This is a genomic window from Gemmata sp. SH-PL17 (assembly GCF_001610855.1).
In the GTDB taxonomy this organism is placed as follows: domain Bacteria; phylum Planctomycetota; class Planctomycetia; order Gemmatales; family Gemmataceae; genus Gemmata; species Gemmata massiliana.
Window position 1 is genome coordinate 3,895,420 of the sequence record NZ_CP011271.1, and the last position, 24,818, is coordinate 3,920,237.

Annotated in this window: 15 protein-coding genes, 1 tRNA gene and 2 CRISPR repeat arrays; of the genes, 8 read left to right on the forward strand and 8 right to left on the reverse strand. The window is 61.5% G+C overall.

All coding sequences use genetic code 11. The features are described 5' to 3' along the window. Nucleotides 1-2 precede the first annotated feature (2 nt). Entirely contained in the window at nucleotides 3-2,261 is a 2,259-nt protein-coding gene (gene cas3u, locus VT84_RS16270; protein WP_082840270.1) for a type I-U CRISPR-associated helicase/endonuclease Cas3, read from the forward strand. Between the two features lie 5 nt (nucleotides 2,262-2,266). Here cas3u and VT84_RS16275 read toward each other — a convergent pair whose 3' ends face one another. Further along, a complete protein-coding gene (locus VT84_RS16275; protein ID WP_082838323.1) occupies nucleotides 2,267-3,553 on the reverse strand; it encodes an IS701 family transposase in 1,287 nt (428 codons plus the stop codon). A gap of 919 nt (nucleotides 3,554-4,472) precedes the next feature. Between VT84_RS16275 and VT84_RS38575 the strand changes: the two genes are divergently transcribed. The 3 genes from VT84_RS38575 to csb2 are packed head-to-tail and all read left to right on the forward strand — an operon-like array spanning nucleotide 4,473 to nucleotide 7,818. Further along, nucleotides 4,473-5,060: a hypothetical protein gene (locus tag VT84_RS38575; RefSeq protein ID WP_162271723.1), complete on the forward strand. Its 588-nt coding sequence runs from the start codon at nucleotides 4,473-4,475 to the stop codon at nucleotides 5,058-5,060. Beyond that, nucleotides 4,993-6,150, forward strand: a complete 1,158-nt coding sequence (gene cas7u, locus VT84_RS16280) for a type I-U CRISPR-associated RAMP protein Csb1/Cas7u (RefSeq protein ID WP_239465866.1) — start codon at nucleotides 4,993-4,995, stop codon at nucleotides 6,148-6,150. The genes VT84_RS38575 and cas7u overlap by 68 nt, the downstream gene beginning before the upstream one ends. 12 nt (nucleotides 6,151-6,162) lie before the next feature. Next, nucleotides 6,163-7,818 carry a type I-U CRISPR-associated protein Csb2 gene (gene csb2, locus VT84_RS16285; RefSeq protein ID WP_082840272.1) on the forward strand — a complete coding sequence of 552 codons (1,656 nt, stop codon included), beginning with the start codon at nucleotides 6,163-6,165 and terminating at the stop codon, nucleotides 7,816-7,818. A 377-nt stretch (nucleotides 7,819-8,195) separates the two neighbouring features. After that, nucleotides 8,196-11,429: direct repeats of the CRISPR family, unit length 36 nt; unit sequence GTCTCTCCCCAGATACATCTGGGGCCGAATTGAAGC. Nucleotides 11,430-11,539: 110 nt separating this feature from the next. Further along, nucleotides 11,540-16,752: a CRISPR direct-repeat array (repeat unit 36 nt; unit sequence GTCTCTCCCCAGATACATCTGGGGCCGAATTGAAGC). 38 nt (nucleotides 16,753-16,790) lie between these two features. Here the strand turns inward: csb2 and VT84_RS42280 are convergent. The 3 genes from VT84_RS42280 to VT84_RS16300 are packed head-to-tail and all read right to left on the reverse strand — an operon-like array spanning nucleotide 16,791 to nucleotide 18,961. Further along, complete coding sequence (locus VT84_RS42280; RefSeq protein WP_082840273.1) at nucleotides 16,791-17,012, reverse strand: hypothetical protein; 222 nt, start codon at nucleotides 17,010-17,012, stop codon at nucleotides 16,791-16,793. 21 nt (nucleotides 17,013-17,033) lie between these two features. Then, on the reverse strand, nucleotides 17,034-18,398 hold the full coding sequence (locus VT84_RS16295) for a transposase (protein ID WP_082839639.1): 1,365 nt from the start codon (nucleotides 18,396-18,398) through the stop codon (nucleotides 17,034-17,036). Nucleotides 18,399-18,427: 29 nt separating this feature from the next. Then, nucleotides 18,428-18,961, reverse strand: coding sequence for a transposase (locus VT84_RS16300; RefSeq protein WP_204249768.1), 534 nt, complete (start codon nucleotides 18,959-18,961; stop codon nucleotides 18,428-18,430). On the opposite strand from VT84_RS16300, the gene VT84_RS38580 reads away from it, so the two are divergent. The 3 genes from VT84_RS38580 (at nucleotide 18,936) to VT84_RS16310 (ending at nucleotide 20,692) form a co-directional block, all read left to right on the forward strand. After that, a complete protein-coding gene (locus tag VT84_RS38580; RefSeq protein WP_204249769.1) occupies nucleotides 18,936-19,106 on the forward strand; it encodes a hypothetical protein in 171 nt (56 codons plus the stop codon). The two genes, VT84_RS16300 and VT84_RS38580, sit on opposite strands and share 26 nt — an antisense overlap. Before the next feature lie 163 nt (nucleotides 19,107-19,269). Beyond that, nucleotides 19,270-19,342 (forward strand) — tRNA-Phe (locus VT84_RS16305). A gap of 108 nt (nucleotides 19,343-19,450) precedes the next feature. Next, nucleotides 19,451-20,692 (forward strand): tyrosine-type recombinase/integrase, encoded by a 1,242-nt coding sequence (locus tag VT84_RS16310; protein ID WP_082840275.1) that lies wholly within the window; start codon nucleotides 19,451-19,453, stop codon nucleotides 20,690-20,692. 270 nt (nucleotides 20,693-20,962) lie between these two features. Here VT84_RS16310 and VT84_RS16315 read toward each other — a convergent pair whose 3' ends face one another. From VT84_RS16315 to VT84_RS16330, 4 genes are all read right to left on the reverse strand, one after another. Continuing rightward, nucleotides 20,963-21,517 carry a transposase gene (locus tag VT84_RS16315; RefSeq protein ID WP_082840276.1) on the reverse strand — a complete coding sequence of 185 codons (555 nt, stop codon included), beginning with the start codon at nucleotides 21,515-21,517 and terminating at the stop codon, nucleotides 20,963-20,965. Then, entirely contained in the window at nucleotides 21,514-21,918 is a 405-nt protein-coding gene (locus VT84_RS16320; protein ID WP_082840277.1) for an ISAs1 family transposase, read from the reverse strand. The genes VT84_RS16315 and VT84_RS16320 overlap by 4 nt, the downstream gene beginning before the upstream one ends. 77 nt (nucleotides 21,919-21,995) lie before the next feature. Next, nucleotides 21,996-22,670 carry an ISAs1 family transposase gene (locus VT84_RS16325; protein WP_052554838.1) on the reverse strand — a complete coding sequence of 225 codons (675 nt, stop codon included), beginning with the start codon at nucleotides 22,668-22,670 and terminating at the stop codon, nucleotides 21,996-21,998. Nucleotides 22,671-22,708: 38 nt separating this feature from the next. Continuing rightward, entirely contained in the window at nucleotides 22,709-23,263 is a 555-nt protein-coding gene (locus tag VT84_RS16330; protein WP_082840278.1) for a winged helix-turn-helix domain-containing protein, read from the reverse strand. A 136-nt stretch (nucleotides 23,264-23,399) separates the two neighbouring features. Between VT84_RS16330 and VT84_RS16335 the strand changes: the two genes are divergently transcribed. Continuing rightward, nucleotides 23,400-24,737 carry a transposase gene (locus tag VT84_RS16335; RefSeq protein WP_082838128.1) on the forward strand — a complete coding sequence of 446 codons (1,338 nt, stop codon included), beginning with the start codon at nucleotides 23,400-23,402 and terminating at the stop codon, nucleotides 24,735-24,737. Nucleotides 24,738-24,818: the final 81 nt, after the last annotated feature.

Sequence of the window (24,818 nt, forward strand, 5' to 3'; positions counted from 1 at the left end):
CGATGGCAGACATCAACTTCGACGCCGCATTTGAAGCGCTGACCGGCAACGCTCCGTTCCCGTGGCAGCGCGCGTTATACGAGCGGTTCACCGCGGACCGTAAGGACAACATCCCCGAGTCGTGCAACCTCCCGACGGGGCTGGGCAAAACGTCGGTGATCGCCGTCTGGCTGATCGCGCTGGCAACGCACCCCACCAAAATGCCGCGTCGCTTGGTGTACGTGGTGAACCGGCGCACGGTGGTCGATCAGACGACAGACGAAGTGGTGAAGATCCGCAAACGCTTGCCGGAAGCTCCTCAAATTCAGGATGCGCTCTGGGAACTGTGTGCCGTGCGCCCGGACAAGCCGGACCCCGAGAACGATCGGCCGCTCGCGATTAGCACGCTCCGCGGGCAGTTCGCCGACAACCGCGAGTGGAGCGCGGACCCGTCGCGCCCGGCGGTGATTTGCGGCACCGTGGACATGATCGGCTCGCGGCTGCTGTTCAGCGGCTACGGGTGCGGGTTCAGGACGCGCCCGCTCCACGCCGGGTTCCTGGGGCAAGACTCGCTCATCGTCCACGACGAGGCCCATCTCGAACCGGCGTTTCAAGAACTGCTAATAGCGATCAAGAAGGAGCAGCACGAGGGCCGCACGCCGGACTTCCGTCCGCTCAAAGTCATGGAACTGACCGCAACCTCTCGTGCGGGTGGCGCCGAGCCATTCGGCCTTACTGACCCGGACTACAAGAACGGCACGGTGCAGAAGCGCATCGGTGCAAAGAAGGCGCTTCACCTACACGAGAACAAAGACGAAAAGAAGCTCGCAGACGAGATCGCGGACCTCGCGCTGAAGTACAAGGATTCCGGCCGTGCGATTCTGGTCTTCGTCCGCAAGGTCGAAGACGTGGAGAAGATTGTCGCGAGGCTGAACAAGGAAAAACAACATCCCCAGCAATTGACGGGAACACTGCGCGGGTACGAGCGGGACACTTTACCAAGAGACGAGGTTTTTGCGCGATTCCTTCCGAACTCGAACCGGCCCGAAGGAGTAAAACCGGCTGAAGGCACGGTGTACCTCGTTTGCACGAGTGCGGGCGAGGTAGGTGTGAACATTTCGGCGGACCACCTCGTGTGCGATCTCTCAACATTTGAGAGCATGACCCAGCGATTTGGTCGCGTGAATCGTTTCGGTGACCGCACGGACACAGAGATTCACGTCATCCACCCCAAGACGTTCGCCGGTGAGGATAAGTTCGCTTCGCCGCTGAAGTTGACACTGGGGTTACTCGAACTGCTCAATGGCGATGCCAGCCCGTCAGCTTTAACGGCTCTCCGGGAACTCGCGATCAAAGAAGGCTCCGGCGCTCAACCTCCTTCATCGGACCGAATCCAGGCACTGCGCGATTACGTCAACGCAAATCAAGGAGCCGATCCGCGGCTCGGTGGATTCGCACCACAACCGCTCATGTTGCCCACGTCGGACATCCTGTTCGATGCGTGGGCACTGACTACCGTTCACGAACTTCCCGGTCGCCCGCCAGTGGCCGAGTACCTCCACGGCGTTGAGGACGAAAAGAATCGGGAAACGCACGTTGCGTGGCGCGAGGAAGTGAACCTATTTTCGGGCACGGGAGTGAATGAATTGCAAATTGCTGAATTACTCGACACGTTCCCTCTCAAGCCGCACGAGATGCTTCGCGACTCGACGTGGCGCGTTCAGGATGAACTGTCGGCCCTTAGCGGGGCGCGCGCGGATTTATCGGTGTGGGTCATCGATCCGGACGACGAGGTTCGTGTACTGGAACTCGGCGAGCTGGCGAAAAGAGACAACAAAAAGAAGTACATTCAGAATTTGATTGGTTGCACTGTCGTCCTGCCACCTACGGCTGGTGGCCTCACCAGTACGGGCACTCTTGATAGCAAGGCGGATCGCGATTCGGAACGCAAGTACGACGTCGCAGGGAGCGTTCAATTAGCGTCCGGTGTTCCGCTCGTGCGACTCAAGGTCACTCTCCGTGAAGGTGAGTTGGTCTACGAACTTGTGGCGCCAGTTCGTGAGCTCGGTACCGAATTTGTACGCCTTCCCGAGAACGTGACCCGTTGGGAGGAGGCCCGGACAATACGCACCAGATGTCGTGAAGTCGGCTTGCCACCGATGCGGGTTGCGTATCGTCTCGATTTGAGAACATCCGAGGATGACCTCGACGGTTTGTTGGAATACTTGGTTCTCAAACCCGAGTCGGGCAAGAAACTAGCACTACAGCGCGGGTTTAGATGATGCATCTATGTCGCCATTTTTTGTGCGCTCTCGTGGCCTGCTCGTTCCGCCGTTGGTGGTAGCGGATGACCTCTCCGACGTGCAGTAGTTCCGGCGTCCCGCGCCTCCGACGGAACGTCACCGCACATCGGGCGTTCAGCGCCCGGCACACCTGCTCCATCGTCACCTGCGGTTTTTTCCCCCCGCAGCCGGTCCGTGTGGATCGACACGAACCCGAGCACCACCAGGCCCAAGATCAGATGCCGCACCAACCCGACGTACTGCCGGCCCTCGTAGTGCGTCATCCCCGCTTCGCTCTTGGCCACCCGGAACTGGTGCTCGATCGTCGCGCGCCGGAACGCCACCCGCAGCACACGCGCCAGCGGTTCGTCGGTCGCGTTGGTGACGAAGTACTTGACCTCGGCCGTCGATTCGTTCTGCGCCACCACCAGCATCCAGCGGCACCCACGCACCTCGATCAACCGGCTCGTCGCACGCCACCGGGTGTCGCCAACGGTCTTGCGCGACACCCGGAATCGTCGGCCCCGCCGGGCGTCGTCGGCACGCAGCACCGAATCCGCGCGCCGCGGCTCGTCGCGCGCGGCCGTTGTCACCGAGAAGCTCACGGGCACTTCGCCCACGAACGGCTGGCCCACGGCGTCGAGGGCGCGCAAGAACGGCACCTTCGACCCGTACCCTTCATCGAACACGAGCCAGTCGAACCGCACCCCGTGGGCATCCAGGCGCACCAACTGCTCGTAGGCGATCCGCCACTTGGGGCGATAGCGGACCTCGTCGGGGATGCCCGCCGCCTGGCACCGCGGGCGATCCGCGTTCCACGACTCGGGCAGGTACAGGTCCGCGTCCAACAGGGCCTGGAACGTGCCCTTGGCGACGCCCACGTGCACGGTCACGATGCCGTTGTCGATCTTCCCGACGCACCCCAGGTACTGTCGTTGCACGCCCGGCGTCCGGTCCCCCTTCTTCACGGCACTGGTCTCGTCGATCACCCCGACCGTGCCCAGGTCATCGCCGGGCAACCCGTCGAGCACCTCGGCGCATCGCCGTTGGAGTTGCTCACGCGCCGACTCGTGTTGCCAGTCGGCGGTCGTGAGGAACTCCTGGAGGGTGCGGACCGCCGTTCCACAGGCCAGGGCGATCGGCTCGACGCTCTTGCGCGGCAGCTCCGAGAGCAAACCACGACCGTAGTTGTCGAAGTGGTCGGCCGTCCGCTTCTGTAAGAAGCAGCCGCGATACCGACCCAGATAGTGGGCGAACGCCGGCCCTAACCTTGCGATTTCCTGGTCCGTCATCGGATGCCCTCCGATGGCCCATCTTATTCACCGGCCGCGAACCCGCGCTGTAGTGCTAGAGCGGAACGAGAAGGCATGGCCTTCGTTAGACGGCCATTTGGCAGGTGTCAAAGGGATTGCAGAGGCGATCAGTTTGCAGTTGGGGCTGGTGCCGGATGTTGCTAACGCGGCACGCCTTTCGGCAGGGTGGCACGACTTGGGAAAGGATCGCGGAGTTTGGCAGCGCGGGGCCGGAAATACACGTGACGCCGCGCCAGTGGCAAAGACGCTTCACGGTCGGCCGCCAGAGAATCTGAACGGCTTCCGACACGAACTCGCATCGTTGATTGACATCAAATTTGATCCATTACACAGCTCGACATTCCTAACGCAGACGCCGACTTGTCAGGAGTTACTCCTGCACTTGGTCGCCACGCACCACGGCCGCGGGCGCCCGCATTTCCCATTAAAGGAAGCAACGGACCCCGAACGCCCAGATACAGCGGCACAGTCGATCGTTGCAGAGACGCCGCAACGGTTCGCCCTCTTGCAGCGTGAGTACGGACGGTGGGGGCTGGCATACCTCGAATCGCTTCTTCGAGCTGCGGACGTTCTGGATTCTCAACGGATTGAGGATACCCCGATTGGCGACCGTGAACCAGGGACGTGGCCGCGTTCGGTGCCAACGGACGTTGCGTGGTCGCAGGCGCGCGCGCCTGCGACCCCAACAATTAGTGTGAATGTGGACCCGCGTAACCCCGGCCAATTCTTTGCGTGTTGTGGCATACTCGAACTCGCTGATCGCCTCTGGCCCGGCGCTGAGGGGTGGTTCGCGAACGGACAGTTTCATGTGGCATGCACGGGAACACTGGAGGCGCTACTCTCAGCGCTTGTCGGGGCGGCACCTGAGCAAATCACGCGATTGGCAAATGGACTGGAAGTGAAGACGCTGCTTGCGCCTTTGCAATTAGTCTTCAGCGGACATTCGGGAGCATTAACACTCGATGCCTGGATGACGATTCGAGTGGAAAAGGGTGAGGTAAGTACGGGCGCTAATCCGCCGTGGAATTTTTGGTCGGGGCAACAGACGCCGCTCCGAATCTGGACACCTGTTCGTGCTGCACTTGCGGAACTTCTACCACAACTCGACCAAATGAAGCGGACTGCGTTGTTCGAGCAGCGCCAGTTCCTTACGGGGCGATTTGGGTTCGATCCCGGTCCGGCGTGGAACGCACTCGATGTAGGGTTCTCACCAAACGAGCAAGGAATTGCGGTTGAATCGTCGCCAGCGGTCGAGTTGCTCGCAGCGATCGGGTTACAACGCTTTCGGCCAGAAATGGGCGCGAATCGTGATTCGTTCATCTACTCTACCTGGGGCATTTCGTTACCCCCGCTTGTGGCCCGCGCTGCCGCGTGTACGGCGATACGTTTCGATCCTTCTGCTGTGTACCGCGGGCGGGTTGTCACCCGCGGGCAATACGCCGCTCTTGGGTATTCCACCATTCTTTCTGGAGACTCTGATGAGTAACGCGCTGACGAAATTCGATTCCTGGCTGGACGATTCTGGTCCGGCCGCTCTCGTTATTCGCGAACCGTTAGTGCCGGTAGAAGGTAAGGACGGAGTATTGTTCCCGGCCACATTTGCGGCGGCCGAGGACAAAACTAAGTTCGCCGGCGGGTACAACATCGACACGTTTTCGGATGGGACGAACATCTGTCTCGTCGATAGCGTTGGCTCGCAAGCGAACCGAATCGAACCGATATTTGCTAAGCCGGAATATGCCGGATTGGTTCCACAGATCGTTATTATGGCCGGCAGTAAAGCGATTAGTTTGCTTGAAGCCGGGCACCGCGCCGGTGACGCAATTGTTCGATGCTCCACACTGAAGAACCAACTCCAAGCGGCGTTTAAAGCCGTGCAGAACGGTGACGCTGAACCACTCGCTCAGATTGCACCAACGTCCCTGGTTTTTGGCGTTTGGGACTCGCGGGACACGCAAGCCAAACTCCCGCGCCTCGTTGCGTCCACGATCCGCGCGTTCAATGTCAAGAGGCTACTGCGTTCGGCACAATTCGTTCCAGCAACCGAATACGTGGAGCGGGAACTTCTGGACGAACCGGCCGACAAAAAGACGTCCGACGCTTACGCTGAGCGCGGGTTCGTCCACGTCCCCGCGTCCGGGTCGCACGGCGGCGTGATTGCCGAGAAAGTTCGGCGTGATGCGACGCTGAGTATCGCTGCGCTACGATTGCTCGCGGTGCGAGAAGCAGGGAGCGTGATGGCGATGGATCGTACCCGTGACCTGCGCCGGTATATCCTTGGCCTCGCTCTTGTTGCTCTAACCGCGCCGCAGTCTTCTTACCTGCGACAAGGATGCAATCTTGTTCCGGACACCGACAGCCCGCGCGAGTTCACGCTCGTTCATGCGGATGGCAGGCGCGAGAAGTTCGATCTGCGACATCCGGACGCGATCACATACGCGCAGGCTGCTGCGAAAGCGTTCAAGGTCGCAGATGGTCTGACAGTCGAATTCAATAAGAGCATGGCGAAGCAAGATATTACAGGGGAGCCACCGACTGAAAGTGAAGCGTCGACCAAGAAGCCCAAGAGAAAATAACCGGAGGCTAACATGCCCAATTATCTGTGCGTCACGATTCGCTTCGCTGATCCGACGTTTCGGGGGCGTGGCGACGGTGGGGAACCGGAATGGCCCCCTTCACCCCTCCGGGTGTTTCAGGCGCTCGTGGCAGCAAGTGCGGCTCGGTTCGGTGATCCGAGCCTATTTCGCGACTATGCAGTTCCCGCGTTCGGGTGGTTAGGTGGGTTGCGCCCGCCACTTGTAGTGGCGCCGGTTTGCGCGACCGGTATCCCGCATCGCCTTGCAGTGCCCAATAATGACATGGATGTTGTTGGTCGTGCGTGGGCGAGAAATGTGGAGCCCGATGTGCAACCAGCCCAACTGAAAACCCTCAAAACTGTTCGGGCGACACACATTGTTGGCGACGATGAGTTCCCGGCCGTGCAGTATCTTTGGGAGATCGCTGAGGCGGATCAGGCCGAGTGCGATAGGCACAAAGAGGTACTGTTTGCCGCTGCACGAAGCATTGTAGCGCTCGGTTGGGGTGTGGATATGGCCGTTGGTCACGGTCAGTTAATTAGTGACGAGGCTGCTCAATCGCTGAGTGGCGAGCGGTGGAATCCAGTATCAGCCGGGGGAGAGCGGCTGCGGATTCCCACGGAAGATACGTTTGACGCGCTCGTGACTCGCCACCAGCATTTCCGGAACCGCCTTTCGGCCGACGGCTTCAAACCGGTTCCGCCGCTGACCGCGTTCGATACGGTCGGCTACCGACGCGGCACCGAACCTGCTTCGCGCCCATTCGTTGTGTTCGAGTTGCACAAAACGGTCGCGAAACTCGCCGATCTGCCCCCAGGCAAGAGCCGATTTCGACCGTTCGACCCGGTGCGAACACCGAACTTTGCCCGCACCGGGGGAGCAAACGACCCGTGCGGCGCAATTGTCGTGGCCGGATTGGTCCGACACGCCACCGCGACCGCGGCCCGCGAACAACAGTGGAGCGAGGACCGGATCGCGTCGTTCGTACTCGGTCACGGGGACCAGAAGGGCGGACAGGCCACCACCGATAACCGCCTCATGTACCTTCCGCTGCCGAGCATCACGCCGCTGAAGGTCGAGAGCATCCGTCGGGTTCTGATCGTCGGGCCGCCGGGGGAGAACCTGGATCGCCTCCGACAACTGCTCAACGGGCGCGAACTCGTTCCCCAGAATGAAGGGGCGGGACCGGTCGCAATGCTCGTGGTGGGTTCGCGGGCGGACAAGGTGGTCGATCCGTATGTTCGCTCCGCGCACGTGTGGTCCACCGTTACCCCGGTCGTGCTGCCGGGGTTCGATGATCCGGATGGTATCCGCCGCCGTCTGAGTGAACGCGACCCGGCGCGGGCGCTGACCGGGGACGAAAAACAGCGCCAACTGGCGGCCCTCAACCGTCGGACGTGCGACCTGCTGTTGAAGGCGTTCGCCCACGCGGGGATCGGTCCGGAGCTGCTCAGTGCGGAGAAACTGGATCGCGGTGAAGCGGAACTCGAATGGCGCGACGTCGGGTTTCACGCCGGCGTCGACCTGGCTCGGCGCTACTCCGTCAACACGCCGCGCTATCCGCGTTACCACGTCCGCGTGCGATTTTCGCATCCTGTGAGCGGTCCGTTAGCAATTGGGGCGGGTCGGTACCGCGGAATGGGAGTTTTCACGGTGGGATTTGGCTGAAAATGCTACAAAAACTGCAAAATTTGGACCCGGCGTTACGGAGTTCCCGCTTGACATCAGACACCACCGCCTCCATCCTCAGACCGTCGAAACAGCAACCCGAGTCCGTGACTGTGGAGGCGTTCCGACGTTTGGTATGCCCCGAGGGCACCGGTGATGAATCCGGCCGCGTGCCGGCTTTGCGCCGTAGGTCTTTGACAACGCAGAACATACCATTGAAGTTGCGGCTCGTCGCCGCTCGCGAGCCGCAACTCCCAATCTCAACACGACTTGGAACTACCCCCTTGGCCACGCAACGACTCGCCGCCTCCCCAAACCGCCACCGCTCGCAGGGGAAGCTCCATTTCGTTGCGGCAACAAGGGTTCCGACGAAGACCGTCTCTCCCCAGATACATCTGGGGCCGAATTGAAGCCGCAACCATCTGGGCGATTTGTGCGTGTGGATGTCTCGTCTCTCCCCAGATACATCTGGGGCCGAATTGAAGCGCCGCCACCCGCAGCGCGAGCATGATGCGCTGAATGGTCTCTCCCCAGATACATCTGGGGCCGAATTGAAGCAGTGGTACCGACATCCAGAGTGGCATTCAGTTGCGGTCTCTCCCCAGATACATCTGGGGCCGAATTGAAGCGCGGACGCCACGGACAAATCGCTCATCTTCCCGAGCGGGTCTCTCCCCAGATACATCTGGGGCCGAATTGAAGCGAGCATGTGCATTTCTAACTGTTGCCGCGGACTGAAGTCTCTCCCCAGATACATCTGGGGCCGAATTGAAGCCGCCTTCTTCCGGTCGAGCGCGGCGAGTTTCTCCGCGTCTCTCCCCAGATACATCTGGGGCCGAATTGAAGCGGTATCAACGCTCGATTCGCACCCCAGTATCCAGGTCTCTCCCCAGATACATCTGGGGCCGAATTGAAGCTCCGTGGCGTCCACGTTAACGTGCCCGCGCATGGTCGCAGTCTCTCCCCAGATACATCTGGGGCCGAATTGAAGCACGTCTATCCGTCTGCAAGACCCCACAAACTGAACGTGTCTCTCCCCAGATACATCTGGGGCCGAATTGAAGCTTCGCGTGTTTGATGAACCCGGTGAACGGCACCGAGTCTCTCCCCAGATACATCTGGGGCCGAATTGAAGCATAAGCAGCATTGATGTAGTCTCTGTTCAAATTTTTGGTCTCTCCCCAGATACATCTGGGGCCGAATTGAAGCTCTCCTAGACCTGCTAGGGTCTATATTGCAAAAGATGGTCTCTCCCCAGATACATCTGGGGCCGAATTGAAGCTGGGTACTCGATGTGGTCCGCGAGCGCCTCGGACCCGCGTCTCTCCCCAGATACATCTGGGGCCGAATTGAAGCAGGTGCGAACGGTATTTTGGGAGCGGCGAGAAGACAAGTCTCTCCCCAGATACATCTGGGGCCGAATTGAAGCAGCTTCGACCTTGGAACCGGTCGCGAGGTGAACGAGGTCTCTCCCCAGATACATCTGGGGCCGAATTGAAGCACCGGGAAAGGCTGCTCGCCGCACTCATTACCCTCGTGTCTCTCCCCAGATACATCTGGGGCCGAATTGAAGCCCGAGTTCAACTCTCGGCCCTGGTGCTGCAATCACGTCTCTCCCCAGATACATCTGGGGCCGAATTGAAGCTCTACTCAGCGTTCCCCAAACGGGGCTAGGCGCGGTGTCTCTCCCCAGATACATCTGGGGCCGAATTGAAGCGTACACGGTGCCGCACAAGATCCGGCTCGCGACGCGGGGTCTCTCCCCAGATACATCTGGGGCCGAATTGAAGCCAGATCGGGTTGTAGTGGACATAACATCTGAATCGAGTCTCTCCCCAGATACATCTGGGGCCGAATTGAAGCCGGTGCACCGAGTGAGGATCGGCTCCCGTTTAGTTTGTCTCTCCCCAGATACATCTGGGGCCGAATTGAAGCTAAATGGAACTGGATGAATTCTAACTCTTGATCCAAGTCTCTCCCCAGATACATCTGGGGCCGAATTGAAGCATCTACTTTAATTTTTTCTTCTTTTCGAAAAACATCAGCAACGTCTCTCCCCAGATACATCTGGGGCCGAATTGAAGCTTTGGGGGGAACTGACTAACAGAGTAAAAGTAAAAGTCTCTCCCCAGATACATCTGGGGCCGAATTGAAGCCTCGCGGGCATCGGCGTGGGTGCCGTCGGTTCGTTGTCTCTCCCCAGATACATCTGGGGCCGAATTGAAGCTTAACCTTCCCCACAAGCGGATAAAGAGAATAAAGGTAGTCTCTCCCCAGATACATCTGGGGCCGAATTGAAGCGGTCCTACCATGTTTGACGGTTCCTATTTACATTGAGTCTCTCCCCAGATACATCTGGGGCCGAATTGAAGCCCCGCCAAAGAAGGGCAGGGCGTTAAGGTTGGCGGCGTCTCTCCCCAGATACATCTGGGGCCGAATTGAAGCCCCGTCGCGGTTCTCGCTCTCCGTTACCTCGCCGTCCTCACGTCTCTCCCCAGATACATCTGGGGCCGAATTGAAGCCATGTCGCGGTGCGTGAAGTGGTAAACGTGGGTCTTCGTCTCTCCCCAGATACATCTGGGGCCGAATTGAAGCGACCCGGCAGTCCCACCACGTCCCGTACGGCGGCATCCAGGTCTCTCCCCAGATACATCTGGGGCCGAATTGAAGCGTCGGGATCTTCTCCTCGGACGACGGCCGGGGCCGGGTCTCTCCCCAGATACATCTGGGGCCGAATTGAAGCTGATCTCGGACGGGTACACCGCGACGAAGACGGTGCGTCTCTCCCCAGATACATCTGGGGCCGAATTGAAGCGCGCCGACCGAGGACCAGTCGAAGGAGCTGCTCGGGGTCTCTCCCCAGATACATCTGGGGCCGAATTGAAGCATGGTCTTGTAGGTCTGTTCCAGTTCGGCCGGCTTGGTCTCTCCCCAGATACATCTGGGGCCGAATTGAAGCGGCGCGACTTTCGAGAATCTCGGCACGCCCCTCAAGTCTCTCCCCAGATACATCTGGGGCCGAATTGAAGCCTTCCGGCCAGTTCTTTTCAGTCCACGTCTTTCAGGGTCTCTCCCCAGATACATCTGGGGCCGAATTGAAGCTTTTCGGCGAGTTCTTCGAGCGTGACCCGATCGCGTCTCTCCCCAGATACATCTGGGGCCGAATTGAAGCTCGTTTTGGTCTTCGGCGAGTGCCCATAACGTGTTGCGTCTCTCCCCAGATACATCTGGGGCCGAATTGAAGCCTGTTTGGTGCCGCTTCGTTCTTACAAGTCTTCTTTGAGTCTCTCCCCAGATACATCTGGGGCCGAATTGAAGCTGCTGAACCTCCTCTAACCTTTCTCACATCGAGGATAGGTCTCTCCCCAGATACATCTGGGGCCGAATTGAAGCCCCCTTCTCGCTCGGAAGGGCATCATGCCCAGACTAGGTCTCTCCCCAGATACATCTGGGGCCGAATTGAAGCGCGATGGCCCGTGATGACATCGACATGCCGGGCCGCGTCTCTCCCCAGATACATCTGGGGCCGAATTGAAGCGAGCACGGGGCGCTGCCTATGGTCGGCTGGAACGTAGTCTCTCCCCAGATACATCTGGGGCCGAATTGAAGCCGCAATCTGGTCGAACTGTCCCCAGTCTCCCAGGTTGCGTCTCTCCCCAGATACATCTGGGCCGAATTGAAGCGATGGCCCGTGATGACATCGACATGCCGGGCCGCACTCGTCTCTCCCCAGATACATCTGGGGCCGAATTGAAGCCGTACCCACGGTCGTCTAGCTCTTTGTCAATGCTACGTCTCTCCCCAGATACATCTGGGGCCGAATTGAAGCTCCAACTCCTTCTGCTGTTTCTCTATCTCCTTCTTGCGCTGTCTCTCCCCAGATACATCTGGGGCCGAATTGAAGCTGGCCCCGCCGAAGCCCATCAGGTGAAACATTCGTCTGTCTCTCCCCAGATACATCTGGGGCCGAATTGAAGCGGTTCCTCCACCATCACCCTCATTCAAGACGGATGGGCGTCTCTCCCCAGATACATCTGGGGCCGAATTGAAGCGACTATATAGGATGGGAAGTGGTTGATAGTGGGGGGTCTCTCCCCAGATACATCTGGGGCCGAATTGAAGCCAGCCATTCCTCATAATCGACATCTGCTCGGCATGCGTCTCTCCCCAGATACATCTGGGGCCGAATTGAAGCTTGAGCCATTCCTTACAACTCTCTTCAATTAGTTCGGTCTCTCCCCAGATACATCTGGGGCCGAATTGAAGCTTCCTACCGTAGAGCTAAGCACATACACAGGGACAGGTCTCTCCCCAGATACATCTGGGGCCGAATTGAAGCGGCTTGTTGCGCTTCCGCGGACTTCTTGTTGCCTTCCGTCTCTCCCCAGATACATCTGGGGCCGAATTGAAGCCAATCACCAGCCGCTTCGTCGTACAGAACCTTGTCTTGTCTCTCCCCAGATACATCTGGGGCCGAATTGAAGCTTCATTATCACGTCGTTCTCTGCTGTGAGATGTAAGTCTCTCCCCAGATACATCTGGGGCCGAATTGAAGCCTGCTGGCCGAGCTGATCGCGGGGCAGTCGATCATCGTCTCTCCCCAGATACATCTGGGGCCGAATTGAAGCTCCGACTGTGGTTCCGAAAGTGGCAAGCGCGTGGTCGTCTCTCCCCAGATACATCTGGGGCCGAATTGAAGCTGCTGGCGGTGGCTTCCCGACGTGTCAGGGCGCGGACCGTCTCTCCCCAGATACATCTGGGGCCGAATTGAAGCCCTCTGGCGGGTTCGGGTTCGGCCATCTCTAGACAGGTCTCTCCCCAGATACATCTGGGGCCGAATTGAAGCTCGTACTGGAACCCGGTGACAACCCTCTGGTCCATGTCTCTCCCCAGATACATCTGGGGCCGAATTGAAGCAGCTCCCCGCCCATCACGTTCATAACGGTCAGGTCGTCTCTCCCCAGATACATCTGGGGCCGAATTGAAGCCACCGCCTGCGTCCGGACCGGCCCGAAGTCCAGGCATGTCTCTCCCCAGATACATCTGGGGCCGAATTGAAGCGTGGTCGTCTCCGGTGCGCGAATCCAGCACACCCAGGTCTCTCCCCAGATACATCTGGGGCCGAATTGAAGCCCGGACCACGGTGCGCTGGAACGAGAACGACCGCTGGGTCTCTCCCCAGATACATCTGGGGCCGAATTGAAGCTTGATCCTCTGCCGCTGAACGTCCGCGCTTACCTCCAGGTCTCTCCCCAGATACATCTGGGGCCGAATTGAAGCCTCGGCTCCGAGTCTGAGGTGCAACAGCAGGGCGGTCTCTCCCCAGATACATCTGGGGCCGAATTGAAGCATGTACCCGAGATTGCGCAGCCGAGCGACTGCTTGAGGTCTCTCCCCAGATACATCTGGGGCCGAATTGAAGCAACTCGCACCCGTAAGCTCTCCTCCCTAACTTCAGTGGTCTCTCCCCAGATACATCTGGGGCCGAATTGAAGCGGGGACGTGAACGGGGCCGCGGCGCCCGGCGCGACGGTCTCTCCCCAGATACATCTGGGGCCGAATTGAAGCGCCGAGGCTATACGCGACCTGAAGACGCGACGGGAATACCTGGTCTCTCCCCAGATACATCTGGGGCCGAATTGAAGCAGCAGTTCGTCGCGGAACGCCTGTTCCTCGCGCGAACTGGTCTCTCCCCAGACACATCTGGGGCCGAATTGAAGCGTTGCAACCATCTCCGGCTTGTACGGGTTGCGACCAGTCTCTCCCCAGATACATCTGGGGCCGAATTGAAGCCTTGGCGGCCTGGTCGCGCTCCAGCTGGGCGAGTTGCGTCTCTCCCCAGATACATCTGGGGCCGAATTGAAGCGGGTTGTCCGGGGTGACCAGGAGCACGACGTCGTTCCGTCTCTCCCCAGATACATCTGGGGCCGAATTGAAGCCGCGTCGGCGCGCTGGAACAGCACGAAGTCGAGTACGTCTCTCCCCAGATACATCTGGGGCCGAATTGAAGCAACGTCCTCGCGCCGCAGGACCGAGGGGCCGAGTCTCTCCCCAGATACATCTGGGGCCGAATTGAAGCCGAAGCCCGCTCCGCTGCCACTCCCAGTTTGTCCAGTCTCTCCCCAGATACATCTGGGGCCGAATTGAAGCACGGGCACCTGCTCCTCGTACCCGGCCAGTGCGACCGTCTCTCCCCAGATACATCTGGGGCCGAATTGAAGCCGAAAGGGGCCAGCGCGTGTTCTCGCCACCACCGGCAGTCTCTCCCCAGATACATCTGGGGCCGAATTGAAGCCTCGTTAGGGGGCGCAGTTCGTGATCGCCACGTCGACTCGTCTCTCCCCAGATACATCTGGGGCCGAATTGAAGCACCTGCTCGGTGAGGTGCGGCCAATCAAGGTCCACAAGGTCTCTCCCCAGATACATCTGGGGCCGAATTGAAGCCGCGCCTGGATGCGCCCCAAACTGCGGCCGCGCTCGCGTCTCTCCCCAGATACATCTGGGGCCGAATTGAAGCTCTAAGCGATAGGAGACGCAAGGTGGCCAAAAAGAAGTCTCTCCCCAGATACATCTGGGGCCGAATTGAAGCGCTGGGGACTGACGAAGACGGAACCGGCGCTTGACCGATTCGTCTCTCCCCAGATACATCTGGGGCCGAATTGAAGCCACTTGATGGGCTTCGGCGGGGCCAAAACAGACAGTAGTCTCTCCCCAGATACATCTGGGGCCGAATTGAAGCCTAATGCCGCGGGCGCGGTTGTGCCGGATCGTGCTCGCCATGTCTCTCCCCAGATACATCTGGGGCCGAATTGAAGCGCAAGTGCCTTTTGCGCGTCCGGGTGGCGCGCCCCCATACCGTCTCTCCCCAGATACATCTGGGGCCGAATTGAAGCAGGTCGGGGGACCACTCGGAGACCTGTGCGAGCGCCGTCTCTCCCCAGATACATCTGGGGCCGAATTGAAGCTCGCTTTCCTTGCTTCTGCTGCCGTTGCTGCTTGAGTCTCTCCCCAGATACATCTGGGGCCGAATTGAAGCGCCTCAACGTCGTCCTTGTCGCTGGCGAGCACGGTCGTCTCTCCCCAGATACATCTGGGGCCGAATTGAAGCTGGCCCCCGCGGTGATCGACGGGATTGACGTCGGTAGTCTCTCCCCAGATACATCTGGGGCCGAATTGAAGCTGGTCCCGCCAGCCCTCGATCGCCGTCGAGACGACCGTCTCTCCCCAGATACATCTGGGGCCGAATTGAAGCACGAAAAACGGGAACTTGTAATCCGCCCCGAATTCGGTCTCTCCCCAGATACATCTGGGGCCGAATTGAAGCATCGCATCGGAGATCCGGCACACGGCCGACCAGTTCGTCTCTCCCCAGATACATCTGGGGCCGAATTGAAGCGTAGCGCACAAGGTTTCTCCGTAAGGGTCACTCGGAGTCTCTCCCCAGATACATCTGGGGCCGAATTGAAGCGTGGCAGTTCCGTCGAAGAACATCACGTCGACGGAGGAGTCTCTCCCCAGATACATCTGGGGCCGAATTGAAGCCAGCAAATGGGGCAACCGTCAGCGGGAATGATCGTCGTGTCTCTCCCCAGATACATCTGGGGCCGAATTGAAGCACGACCTCGCGGCACCTCGTGATCGGGCAGCACACCGGAGTGTCTCTCCCCAGATACATCTGGGGCCGAATTGAAGCCGAGCTCGAACGCGGTGTCGAGGACCGAGGCCCCGGGTCTCTCCCCAGATACATCTGGGGCCGAATTGAAGCTTCCTGGGCGCACTGTCTCGGGTGTGCGGGTTGTGGTCTCTCCCCAGATACATCTGGGGCCGAATTGAAGCTGGTCCGGTTCCCGTTCGCGCAACCTCTGGGCTCGTGGTCTCTCCCCAGATACATCTGGGGCCGAATTGAAGCTTCAGGATGCACACGCACATCCGCTTCCACGTCGGGAGTCTCTCCCCAGATACATCTGGGGCCGAATTGAAGCACTTCGTCCTGAATCTGAATCAGGCGAGCCAGCCCTTGTCTCTCCCCAGATACATCTGGGGCCGAATTGAAGCGGGTTAACTCGCGTGTGCCCCAGCCGCCGGCAGTCGGGCCGTCTCTCCCCAGATACATCTGGGGCCGAATTGAAGCAAGGCGTACAACCGGCCTCTCAACACCGCGGGCCTGGTCTCTCCCCAGATACATCTGGGGCCGAATTGAAGCTTCACGAGGTGCGACCGGTCCGCGAACGACAGCGCGGTCTCTCCCCAGATACATCTGGGGCCGAATTGAAGCAATCGTAAGAGCAAAGCGTTTGAACTGAGTAATCTGCACGTCTCTCCCCAGATACATCTGGGGCCGAATTGAAGCGCTTCCGGCCGCGCCGCTGGCACCGGTCCGCCACCGTGTCTCTCCCCAGATACATCTGGGGCCGAATTGAAGCCAGTCGGGGGGCTTCCGGGTGGTCGCTCCCGTAACTGGTCTCTCCCCAGATACATCTGGGGCCGAATTGAAGCGTCGCGGGCATTACTTTCCCTTGTGTTTGAGTTACCGCCGTCTCTCCCCAGATACATCTGGGGCCGAATTGAAGCTTCCCCCGGCGGCGCGCATCATCGGGCTATGGCAAGTCTCTCCCCAGATACATCTGGGGCCGAATTGAAGCAATGAGACACGTCCCAATGACATACATCAAGGACCGGTCTCTCCCCAGATACATCTGGGGCCGAATTGAAGCCGCACGGGCGGGGCCGACGTGACGACGCTCGGCGCGCGTCTCTCCCCAGATACATCTGGGGCCGAATTGAAGTCTCCCACTAATCACCGTTGTGCCCGCAAACGCCGTGTCTCTCCCCAGATACATCTGGGGCCGAATTGAAGTCCACCGGCGCTCGCACACGTTGACCTTTGTCCCGCCCTCGGTCTCTCCCCAGATGCTTCTGGGGCCGAATTGAAGCCGGGCCGGTTCACGACAACGCTACTGAATCGCAGGTAGTCAGGGTTGTTTGATTCTAGGTGTCGGGAACGGCAGGTCAGACCGCTCCCATAACGCCCTCAACAACTTCGGGTCGAACTTCAACTGGACCAGGTATTCGACCGCCCAGTCGTCCAACTCGGTCAGGTGGTCGGGGACGAAGTTGACCAGCCGACCCCACTTGAGCCAGGACCACACGACCTCGACCGGGTTCAGGTCCGGGGCGTACGCGGGTAGCCGCACCAGGGCATCCCTTTCAATGCATCACGTCTGTTCATCGTTGAGTAGTCGTGATGTGGCGACGTGTTTGGCGTCGGGGAACCGGGTGCGGGGTGGGCGCGGTTTCTTCGGTCCCCGCGTGGCTTTCCGATATCGCCCCAGGTTCGCACCTCGAGCCAACCCCACCAGCCATTCGGCCATCCGGCCGACCGACCATACGCCGATCTCGACCCACGCTTCGGCCGGGACCGCGATCCACAACCCCGGGCACGCGCCCGATACCTCCAACGCCAAGTGGTAATCCGAGACCCCGTCCGCGCGCCCCGCGCCGTGGGCCGCCCGCAACGCTCCTTTCACACCCGCGTACACGTTCCCCGCGGCCAACGCCACGCAGAACCCGAACAATGCGGCCGGCGGATAACCGAGCGCGTTCACCTCGCACCGGAGCACCGTTGTCAACCGCAGGAACAGCCCCTCGACCGACCAACGCCCCCGGTACAGCTCGACCACTCGTGCCCCGGTCGCCGCCCGGGCCGGCAGGTTCGTCAGCACCTCGATGACCTCGTCCCCATCACGGGTCGGGTGGTCCAACGTGAGCCGCACCCGGCGCACCGCCAACTCGGCCCCGCTCGGCTCGGTCAGCCAAATCGTCTGCTCGGCGAGCGCTCCGGTGTCGGTCCGACCCACCTCGACCCAGTCCGATTCCCGGTCCCAACTCAGGGTCGCGGCGTGCCGCCGGATCACGAACGAGCCGTTCCGTCGGGCGATCCCGAACAGGAACCCGGTGGTGCAAAAGTTCCGATCCGCGACCCACACGTCGTTCTCATCCACCGTCGCCAGGATCGGGTCGAGCAGGGACCGCTCCTGGGCGTGGGCGTCCTCACACGGGATCACGTCGATGGCCAACCCGAGAGCCGGGTCAAGGACCACCAGGGCCTGCCCCGGCAACGGCCCGGCGATCACGTCCCGCAACGGCTTGAGGCGCCGCTGGGTCTTGCTCAGGTGATTCCCATCGAGCACCTTTACTCGATACCCGGGAAGCGGTTCCACTTCCGCTCCGCCCATCGCCCGGATGACCGGCCCCAACCGCTCGGCCGTGTGTTGCACCCGTTCCCGTCCGGCGGCGGTCGGAACCCGGGCCAGGCGGGCGTACACGGCCGAAACGGACACCGGCAGGTGGTCGTCCGCTTGGTACGCGGCGTGGGCCGAGGGCTTCACCCGGCACACGACCGTGGCCATCAGATCGACGCATGTGGAGAACAGGAGCTCGCGGTCGTCCCGATCCCCGGCGATGCGCACGAACAGGTCATCCAGGTGCCCGGGATCGAGCGCGTACTCAAACGCACCCCGGATCGCAACCGCCATCGGGCTGTGGGCGATGAATCGCTCAAGGACCGCATCCAGCAACATCCGTGCTCCTCATCATGCCCACGCAACATCTACCCCCGTAGGCTATTACGGATCACACGCCTGTGTTGAAAGGGATGCCGCACCAGGGTCACCCGCCGGTTCCGCGCGAGGAACGCGCGGATCACCGGCCCCTTGTGGTTGCCCCCGCCGTCCCAGATCACGAGCACCTTCCCCGGTAGGTGCTCGAGCAGATCCCGGAGGAAGGCAACTACTTTCTCGGCACAGAAGTACCCATCAACGGCGGTGGCGAAGTAGAACCCGAGCCGGTGCGCGCGCGGCGAGACGGTGACCGCGCCGATCACCGACATCTTTTTGCGGTGCCCACCGTCCCCGCCGATCACCGGGGTGCGTCCGATCAACGACCACGAGCGTCGGACGGTCGGGTTGAGGAACAACCCGGTCTCGTCGATCAGGACCAGATGGGCGCGGTCCGCCGCGACTTTTTTGTGCGGCCGGGTACTCGTCGGCGAGCCACGAGGTGATGGCGGCCGGGTTCCGTTGCTTGGCCCGTCGGACCGGCTTCTGCGGACCGGCGCGGTGACGTGGACCGGGAAAACCGTCACCACGTTCTCGGACGCGCTCGCCGCGGTGCGGCGGTGGCTCTGGGACGAAGCCCTTGTACCACAGGCCGGAGATGACACGCACCTCGATAAACTCCCCGCACGTGTGCGGGAACTGTTGCTCACCGCACTCGCCCCGGCCGCTTGAGCGCACTCAGAATCGGCACCAGTCGAGCTCAGAATCGCCGGGTTTTGGTCTCGACAATGGGGTCCACTACAATAGCACCAACGAGATTCGGTATAAGTAGTGGCCCCTAGTTGACGTCTCTGCACACCATTCCTACAAAAAGCAACGTGCTTTTAAACAGTTCGGGCAGTTAGCTCAGTTGGTAGAGCGAGCGACTGAAAATCGCTAGGTCCCCGGTTCAACCCCGGGACTGCCCACTCGAAGTAAGTCCTTTAGCCGAAGCGTTTAGTGCTTACCTCTGGGCAGTTCCGGAGCGCGGTCCGAAAGCCTGCAACTGCGGTAGTCTACCGCAATAGGGTTTTCGCATGCCCCGCTCCGTTCCCATCCCGTCCTATCGGCTCCACAAACCATCCGGACAAGCCGTCGTCACGATCCGAACCGCCACCGGCGAGCGTCGTGACGTGTACCTCGGTCTCTACAACTCCCCCGAGAGTCGCGCCGAATACGGTCGCGTCGTTTCGGAAGTTGCTTCCGGTGCGGTTGTGGCCGGACTGGTCTCCCGTCCCCTTGAACCGACCGTTGACCAAATTCTTCTCGCTTTCTGGCGCCACGCCGAACAGCACTACCGCCGTCCCGACGGTACCCCCACCCAAGAAATTTCCGAATACCGGCAGGCGTTCCGGATCCTGCAGGCCCTATACGGCCACACCCTCGCGAAAGATTTCGGCCCGACCGCGCTGAAAGCCGTTCGCGCCGAGATGGTGAAAAAGCGGTGGGCGCGCACGCTCGTGAACCGGCGCATCGGGCGCGTCCGGCGCGCGTTCAAGTGGGCCGCTTCCGAGCAACTCGTTCCCGTCTCCACACATCACGCCCTCGGCACCGTGGGTGGTTTACAACGCGGCCGCAGCGAGTCACCAGAAATGGAACCGATTCAACCCGTCGAGTGGGAGCACGTCGTCGCCACCCTACCGTTCCTGCGCCCGCACGTCGCGGCGATGATCCAGGTGCAGTGGCTCACCGGGATGCGCCCCGGTGAGGTGTGCTCGATCCGGCCGTGCGACATCGACACCAGCGCCGCGGTGTGGGTGTATCGACCGCCGTACTCCAAGATGAGCTATCAGGGGCGCCAGCGCGTCATCGCGATCGGGCCGCGCGCCCAGGCCGTGCTCCGCGCGTTCGCCCCGAAGAACCCGTCCGACTTCTACTTCTCGCCGGTCGCGTCGGTCGAGCGGTTCCACGCCGAGCGCGTCGCGAACCGGAAGACACCGAAGTACGCGAGCCACATGAAGCGGAACGCGACCAAGCGCGTCCGCGAGGGCGAGCGGAAACCGGCCGCGCGGTACACGAACAAGAGCTACGGGTACGCGATCCGTCGGGCGGTGGCGCGAGCGAACTGGGCACGCATCGAGGCCGCGGTCGAATTGGAGTTCCACATCCCTGAATGGGCGCCGAACCAGCTCCGGCACTCGCACGGGACCGCGGTCCGGCACCGTTACGACCTGGAGAGCGCCCAGGCCGTGCTCGGCCACGAGCGCATGAGCACCACGGAGATCTACGCCGAAAAGAACCTGTCGCTCGCGCTCAAGGTCGCGAGCGAGATGGGCTGATATTCACGTTCCAGGTGTTGCACGTTACACTCATTCATGCGACCGGGCAGTGGGGAGTAATTACCCCCGCTGAAGGCCGGGCGACGAAACGGGCCAGCATCCCGCCCCGCTCGTTGCTAGGCCGCCCGGCCCTTCTTCAAGGATGCGACATGTCTATGGACCCAACTCAGGGCCTCGATCCGTTTTTACAGCGTACCTGAGCTCGACTGGTGCCGATTCTCAGGGCCGTCCGTGGTGAGGTATTACGGCGGCATGAAAGATACTCATTAATCAAGTAGCCGTCGCGGCGGCATAGAGAACACAGGGTTGGAGGAAGTAACTGACGACGTGTTTGGGCAAGTGGCCGAGCGTCCGCATGACGTGTTGGAGTCTCTCACGCAACGCCGGCTTGGAGCCCGGCAGCCCGTCCTCCGTCACGGCCCTCTTCACGTCGTTGTTGAGGTACTCGTCCGGGTTCCGTTCCGGTGCCCGGCGGGGCAACTCGAACACCTCCAACCGGTCCGCGTGCGCCGCCACCCATTCCTTCACTACGCCACTCTGATGGGCTTTCAACCGGTCCACGATCAGGACGATCTTGCCCGTCGTGGTCCGCAGCAGGCGCCCCAAGAACACAACGAATCGTTCGCCCGTCATGGTCCCCGGGTACGTCATGAACCGGAGCGCCCCTTCGTTGGTGATCGACGACACCATGTTGATGCCGATGTGCGGATCGGGCACATCCATCGTCGCGCGTTCGCCCCTTTTGGCATACCCATACCCCGAACAGTGGTCGGCCACGACCCCAGTCTCGTCGCACCAGTGGACCTCCCAGGGCCATTCCTTTATTCAGTCTGGGGAATGCCGATAAGGTTCCTCGCGCGCGCGGGGTCGAGTTGGAGGAGTTCGAGAGCTTCTGGCCGGCTCTTCGCATCGACATCGGCCAGCAGGTGGATCACGACATTGCGCACCGCGGCCAGGACCGGCGGTGCGGTGCCTTTCCGCACACGACACGCGTCCTCGCCCAGTGTCACATCCCGAACGTAATGCAAGCCGTTTTCGATCTGCCAGTGGTCACGGAGAATGGCCCGAAGTGTCGCCGCGTTTGCTCGCTCCATCGATAGGCTTGTGATCCCGTACACCACCTCCACCGTCCTATTCCCTTTCACGGTCCGCTCGCGCGTGATTCGCAGACCTTGCTTCAGCCCCTTCCACTTCTGACCTGCCGTCAAGATCGGTGTCGACTCCAACGTCCGCTTCTCGATCCGGCCGTGCCCTTTCTCCGATGTCGTGACGACTCGGTCCGCCGGTGCCGAGAAGCACGTCTTCAGGGGGAAGTGGCCGCCGCGATCCCTCGGGCGGCGGTTTCAAAGGCGAACCCGCCCTCGATATCGGCCTCCAATCCGGGTTGGTTGTCCTTCACGACGAGGAGGTACTCGCCGCCCCTGTCGATCACCTGTTCCGCCACGTCGCGCTGGCAGAACATCGCATCTCCGACCACGACCCGGCCCTGGAGCGGCAGGATCCCCAACAGCCCCAAAGCCGCCTTGTGTTCATTGGTTTTGGAGCCCACGCGAACCTGGGCGAGTACGGCTTCAACAGCCGGAGCGTAAGCGGCAACGAGGTGTTGGCCGGGCACGTCACCATCTCGGCTGCCCCGCAGGGTTTTGCCGTCGATGGAGATCTGCTCGAACGCGCGCGGCGCGATGCGATCTCGAATCCATTGGGAGATGGTGGCTTCGAGTTGTGGTGCGTCGAAGCGGCGTAGCGTCCGGGAGAGGGTGGACGCGGCGGGTGTCTTCCCCCGCCGGAAGCCCAGTGCGTGGGCGAGTGGTGCTCCGTGTTGCCGTCCGAATCGTGCGATCCCCTGAAGGCTCTTGCGCCCCATGAGCATGGCCAGAACCACCAACCCCGTGACCGCGGGTAACGGGTGGATGAGTCCGTGGGTGCCGCGTGGCTCGGGCAGGGCGGCGAAGGCTTCGTGGAGTGTGCAAGCCGGCATGGGCTATCTCGGGAACCGTCGGGAACGAGGTGCCCCAATTACCTACACCAACCCAAACCCACAAGGTGAAACAAGGAATGGCCCTGGTGGACCTCCGCGCGCTCCTTGCGGGCACGGGCCTTGAGGGCCGGGTACGTGTACTCCAGCCACAACCGCACCTCCTCCGGATCTTGCTTCTCGGCGTGCCGCGCGGGCTTCTTGGCCGTGTATCCCCAGCGCCGCAGGTACTCGCCAACGGTCCGCACCGCCAGCAACACGTCGCAATCCGTGCGGATCAACTCACCAATCGCGCGCCGGCTCCACAACGGGAAGGTGAGCCCCTGATCCTCGGGAGTGGTAGTGTCGATGAGTCGTTGGATGCGCGTCGCGTGCTCGTCGGACAAGGCCGCTCCGGAACCGGGTGGGCGCCCGGTGCGCTCATGGGGAATAGCTTCCGGGCCGCCCGTCGAGTAAGCCACCCACCAGCGACACACGGTTTCGGTGGCGACGCCCAGGATGTCCGCGACATCGGCGTGCGTGAATCCCCGCTCGCACGCACGCAACGCGCGTAACCGCAGGGCGTCAAGCACGCCATCGGGTAAGGTCAAAGCCATAACGACCTCCGATCTCTCAGATCCACGGCCCGGCGGGTGAGAGCCGAGTCAACAGCCATAATTGAGCATCTTTCACGCCGCCGTAATATCATGGGGTTGCTGAAGCTCCCGTGGCCCTCGCCCACGGACGGCCGCCATGATTCTACCACCCGAGGCGCACGCGCTGGTGCAGGTGCTCGCGCTGCACTTCACGAGCCCCACGTACCAGCGGTTCTCGGTTCTGTTGGTCGGTGCGCTTGTGAGCACCGGTCGGCGCACCGTGGCGAACCTGCTCCGCACGCTCCGGCACCTGGCCCCGGGGCACCCCACCGACTACCGCCGGGTGCTCTCCCGCGCGCCCTGGTCCGGGCTCGCGCTCGGGTGCGCGTTGATGCGGTTCGTGCTGGATCACATCGTTCCGGACGGTCCGGTGCGGTTGGTCGGGGACGACACGGTTGACGGGCACAAGGGGGCGCACGTGTACGGCAAGGCCCGGCACCGGGACCCGGTGCGCTCGACCCACTCGTACACCGCGTTCCGGTACGGGCACAAGTGGGTGGTGCTGGCCGTGCTGGTGAAATTCCCGTTCGCCACCCGCCCGTGGGCGCTACCGGTACTCATCGACCTGTACCGGTCCGCGGATGACGACCGGAAGCGGAACCGACCGCACCGTACCCCGGCCCGAATCATGTGCAGCCTGTTGCGGCTCCTGCTGATCCGGTTCCCGGACCGGACCTTCGTGTTCGCCGGGGATTCGGGGTACGGAACCCACGACGTGGCCCGGTTCTGTCATCGGCACCGGGGCCGACTCACGTTGGTCAGCAAGCTACACCCGGACGCGAACCTGTTCGACCCGCCCTCGCCGTACACCGGCAAGGGACGGCCCCGAGTCAAGGGCGACCGGTGCCCCAAGCCGCGCCAAGCGGTCGCTGCAGCCACGACCCTCACCCGGCTGGAGGTCGGGTGGTACGGGGGCGGGACGCGGACGGTCCAAGCCCTCGGCGGCACCGGTCACTGGTACAAGGCCGGTCGCGGGCTGGTGCCGGTGCGCGGGGTGTTCGTGCGGGACACCACCGGCACGCACCGGGACGAGTACTTCTTCACCACCGACCTGGACCTGGGGCCGGCGGCCGCGATCGGTCACTACTGCGGTCGCTGGAACATCGAGACCACGTTCCAGGAGAGGCGCGCGGAATTGGGCCTGGAGACGACCCGCGGGTGGCGCGAGAAGACGGTTGTGCGTGCGGCCCCGTGCCTGTTCGGGTTGTACACCGTGACAGCGATCCTGTTCCACGCACGGCCCGAGGCGAAACGAACCGGGAGCGTGGAATGGCCGGGCAAAACCGTCACCACGTTCTCGGACGCGCTCGCCGCCGTGCGCCGGTGGCTTTGGGACCAGGCCCTTTTGCCACAGGCCGGAGACGGCACCACTCTCAATAAACTCCCCGACCGCGTGCGGGAATTGCTACTCACGGCGCTCGCCCCGGCCGCTTGAGCGCACTCAGAATCGGCACCAGTCGAGCTAACAGGTGGCAGAAAACTTCGCTCAGTTTGCTCACTCGACACAACCCGTTCT

What these genes read in the sequence shown, in the direction of transcription:
- cas3u (WP_082840270.1), top strand. Translation starts at nt 3, where the DNA reads ATGGCAGACATCAACTTCGACGCCGCATTTGAAGCGCTGACCGGCAAC.
- VT84_RS16275 (WP_082838323.1), bottom strand. Translation starts at nt 3,553, where the DNA reads ATGACGGACCAGGAAATCGCAAGGTTAGGGCCGGCGTTCGCCCACTAT.
- csb2 (WP_082840272.1), top strand. Translation starts at nt 6,163, where the DNA reads ATGCCCAATTATCTGTGCGTCACGATTCGCTTCGCTGATCCGACGTTT.
- VT84_RS16295 (WP_082839639.1), bottom strand. Translation starts at nt 18,398, where the DNA reads ATGTTGCTGGATGCGGTCCTTGAGCGATTCATCGCCCACAGCCCGATG.
- VT84_RS16310 (WP_082840275.1), top strand. Translation starts at nt 19,451, where the DNA reads ATGCCCCGCTCCGTTCCCATCCCGTCCTATCGGCTCCACAAACCATCC.
- VT84_RS16325 (WP_052554838.1), bottom strand. Translation starts at nt 22,670, where the DNA reads ATGCCGGCTTGCACACTCCACGAAGCCTTCGCCGCCCTGCCCGAGCCA.
- VT84_RS16330 (WP_082840278.1), bottom strand. Translation starts at nt 23,263, where the DNA reads ATGGCTTTGACCTTACCCGATGGCGTGCTTGACGCCCTGCGGTTACGC.
- VT84_RS16335 (WP_082838128.1), top strand. Translation starts at nt 23,400, where the DNA reads ATGATTCTACCACCCGAGGCGCACGCGCTGGTGCAGGTGCTCGCGCTG.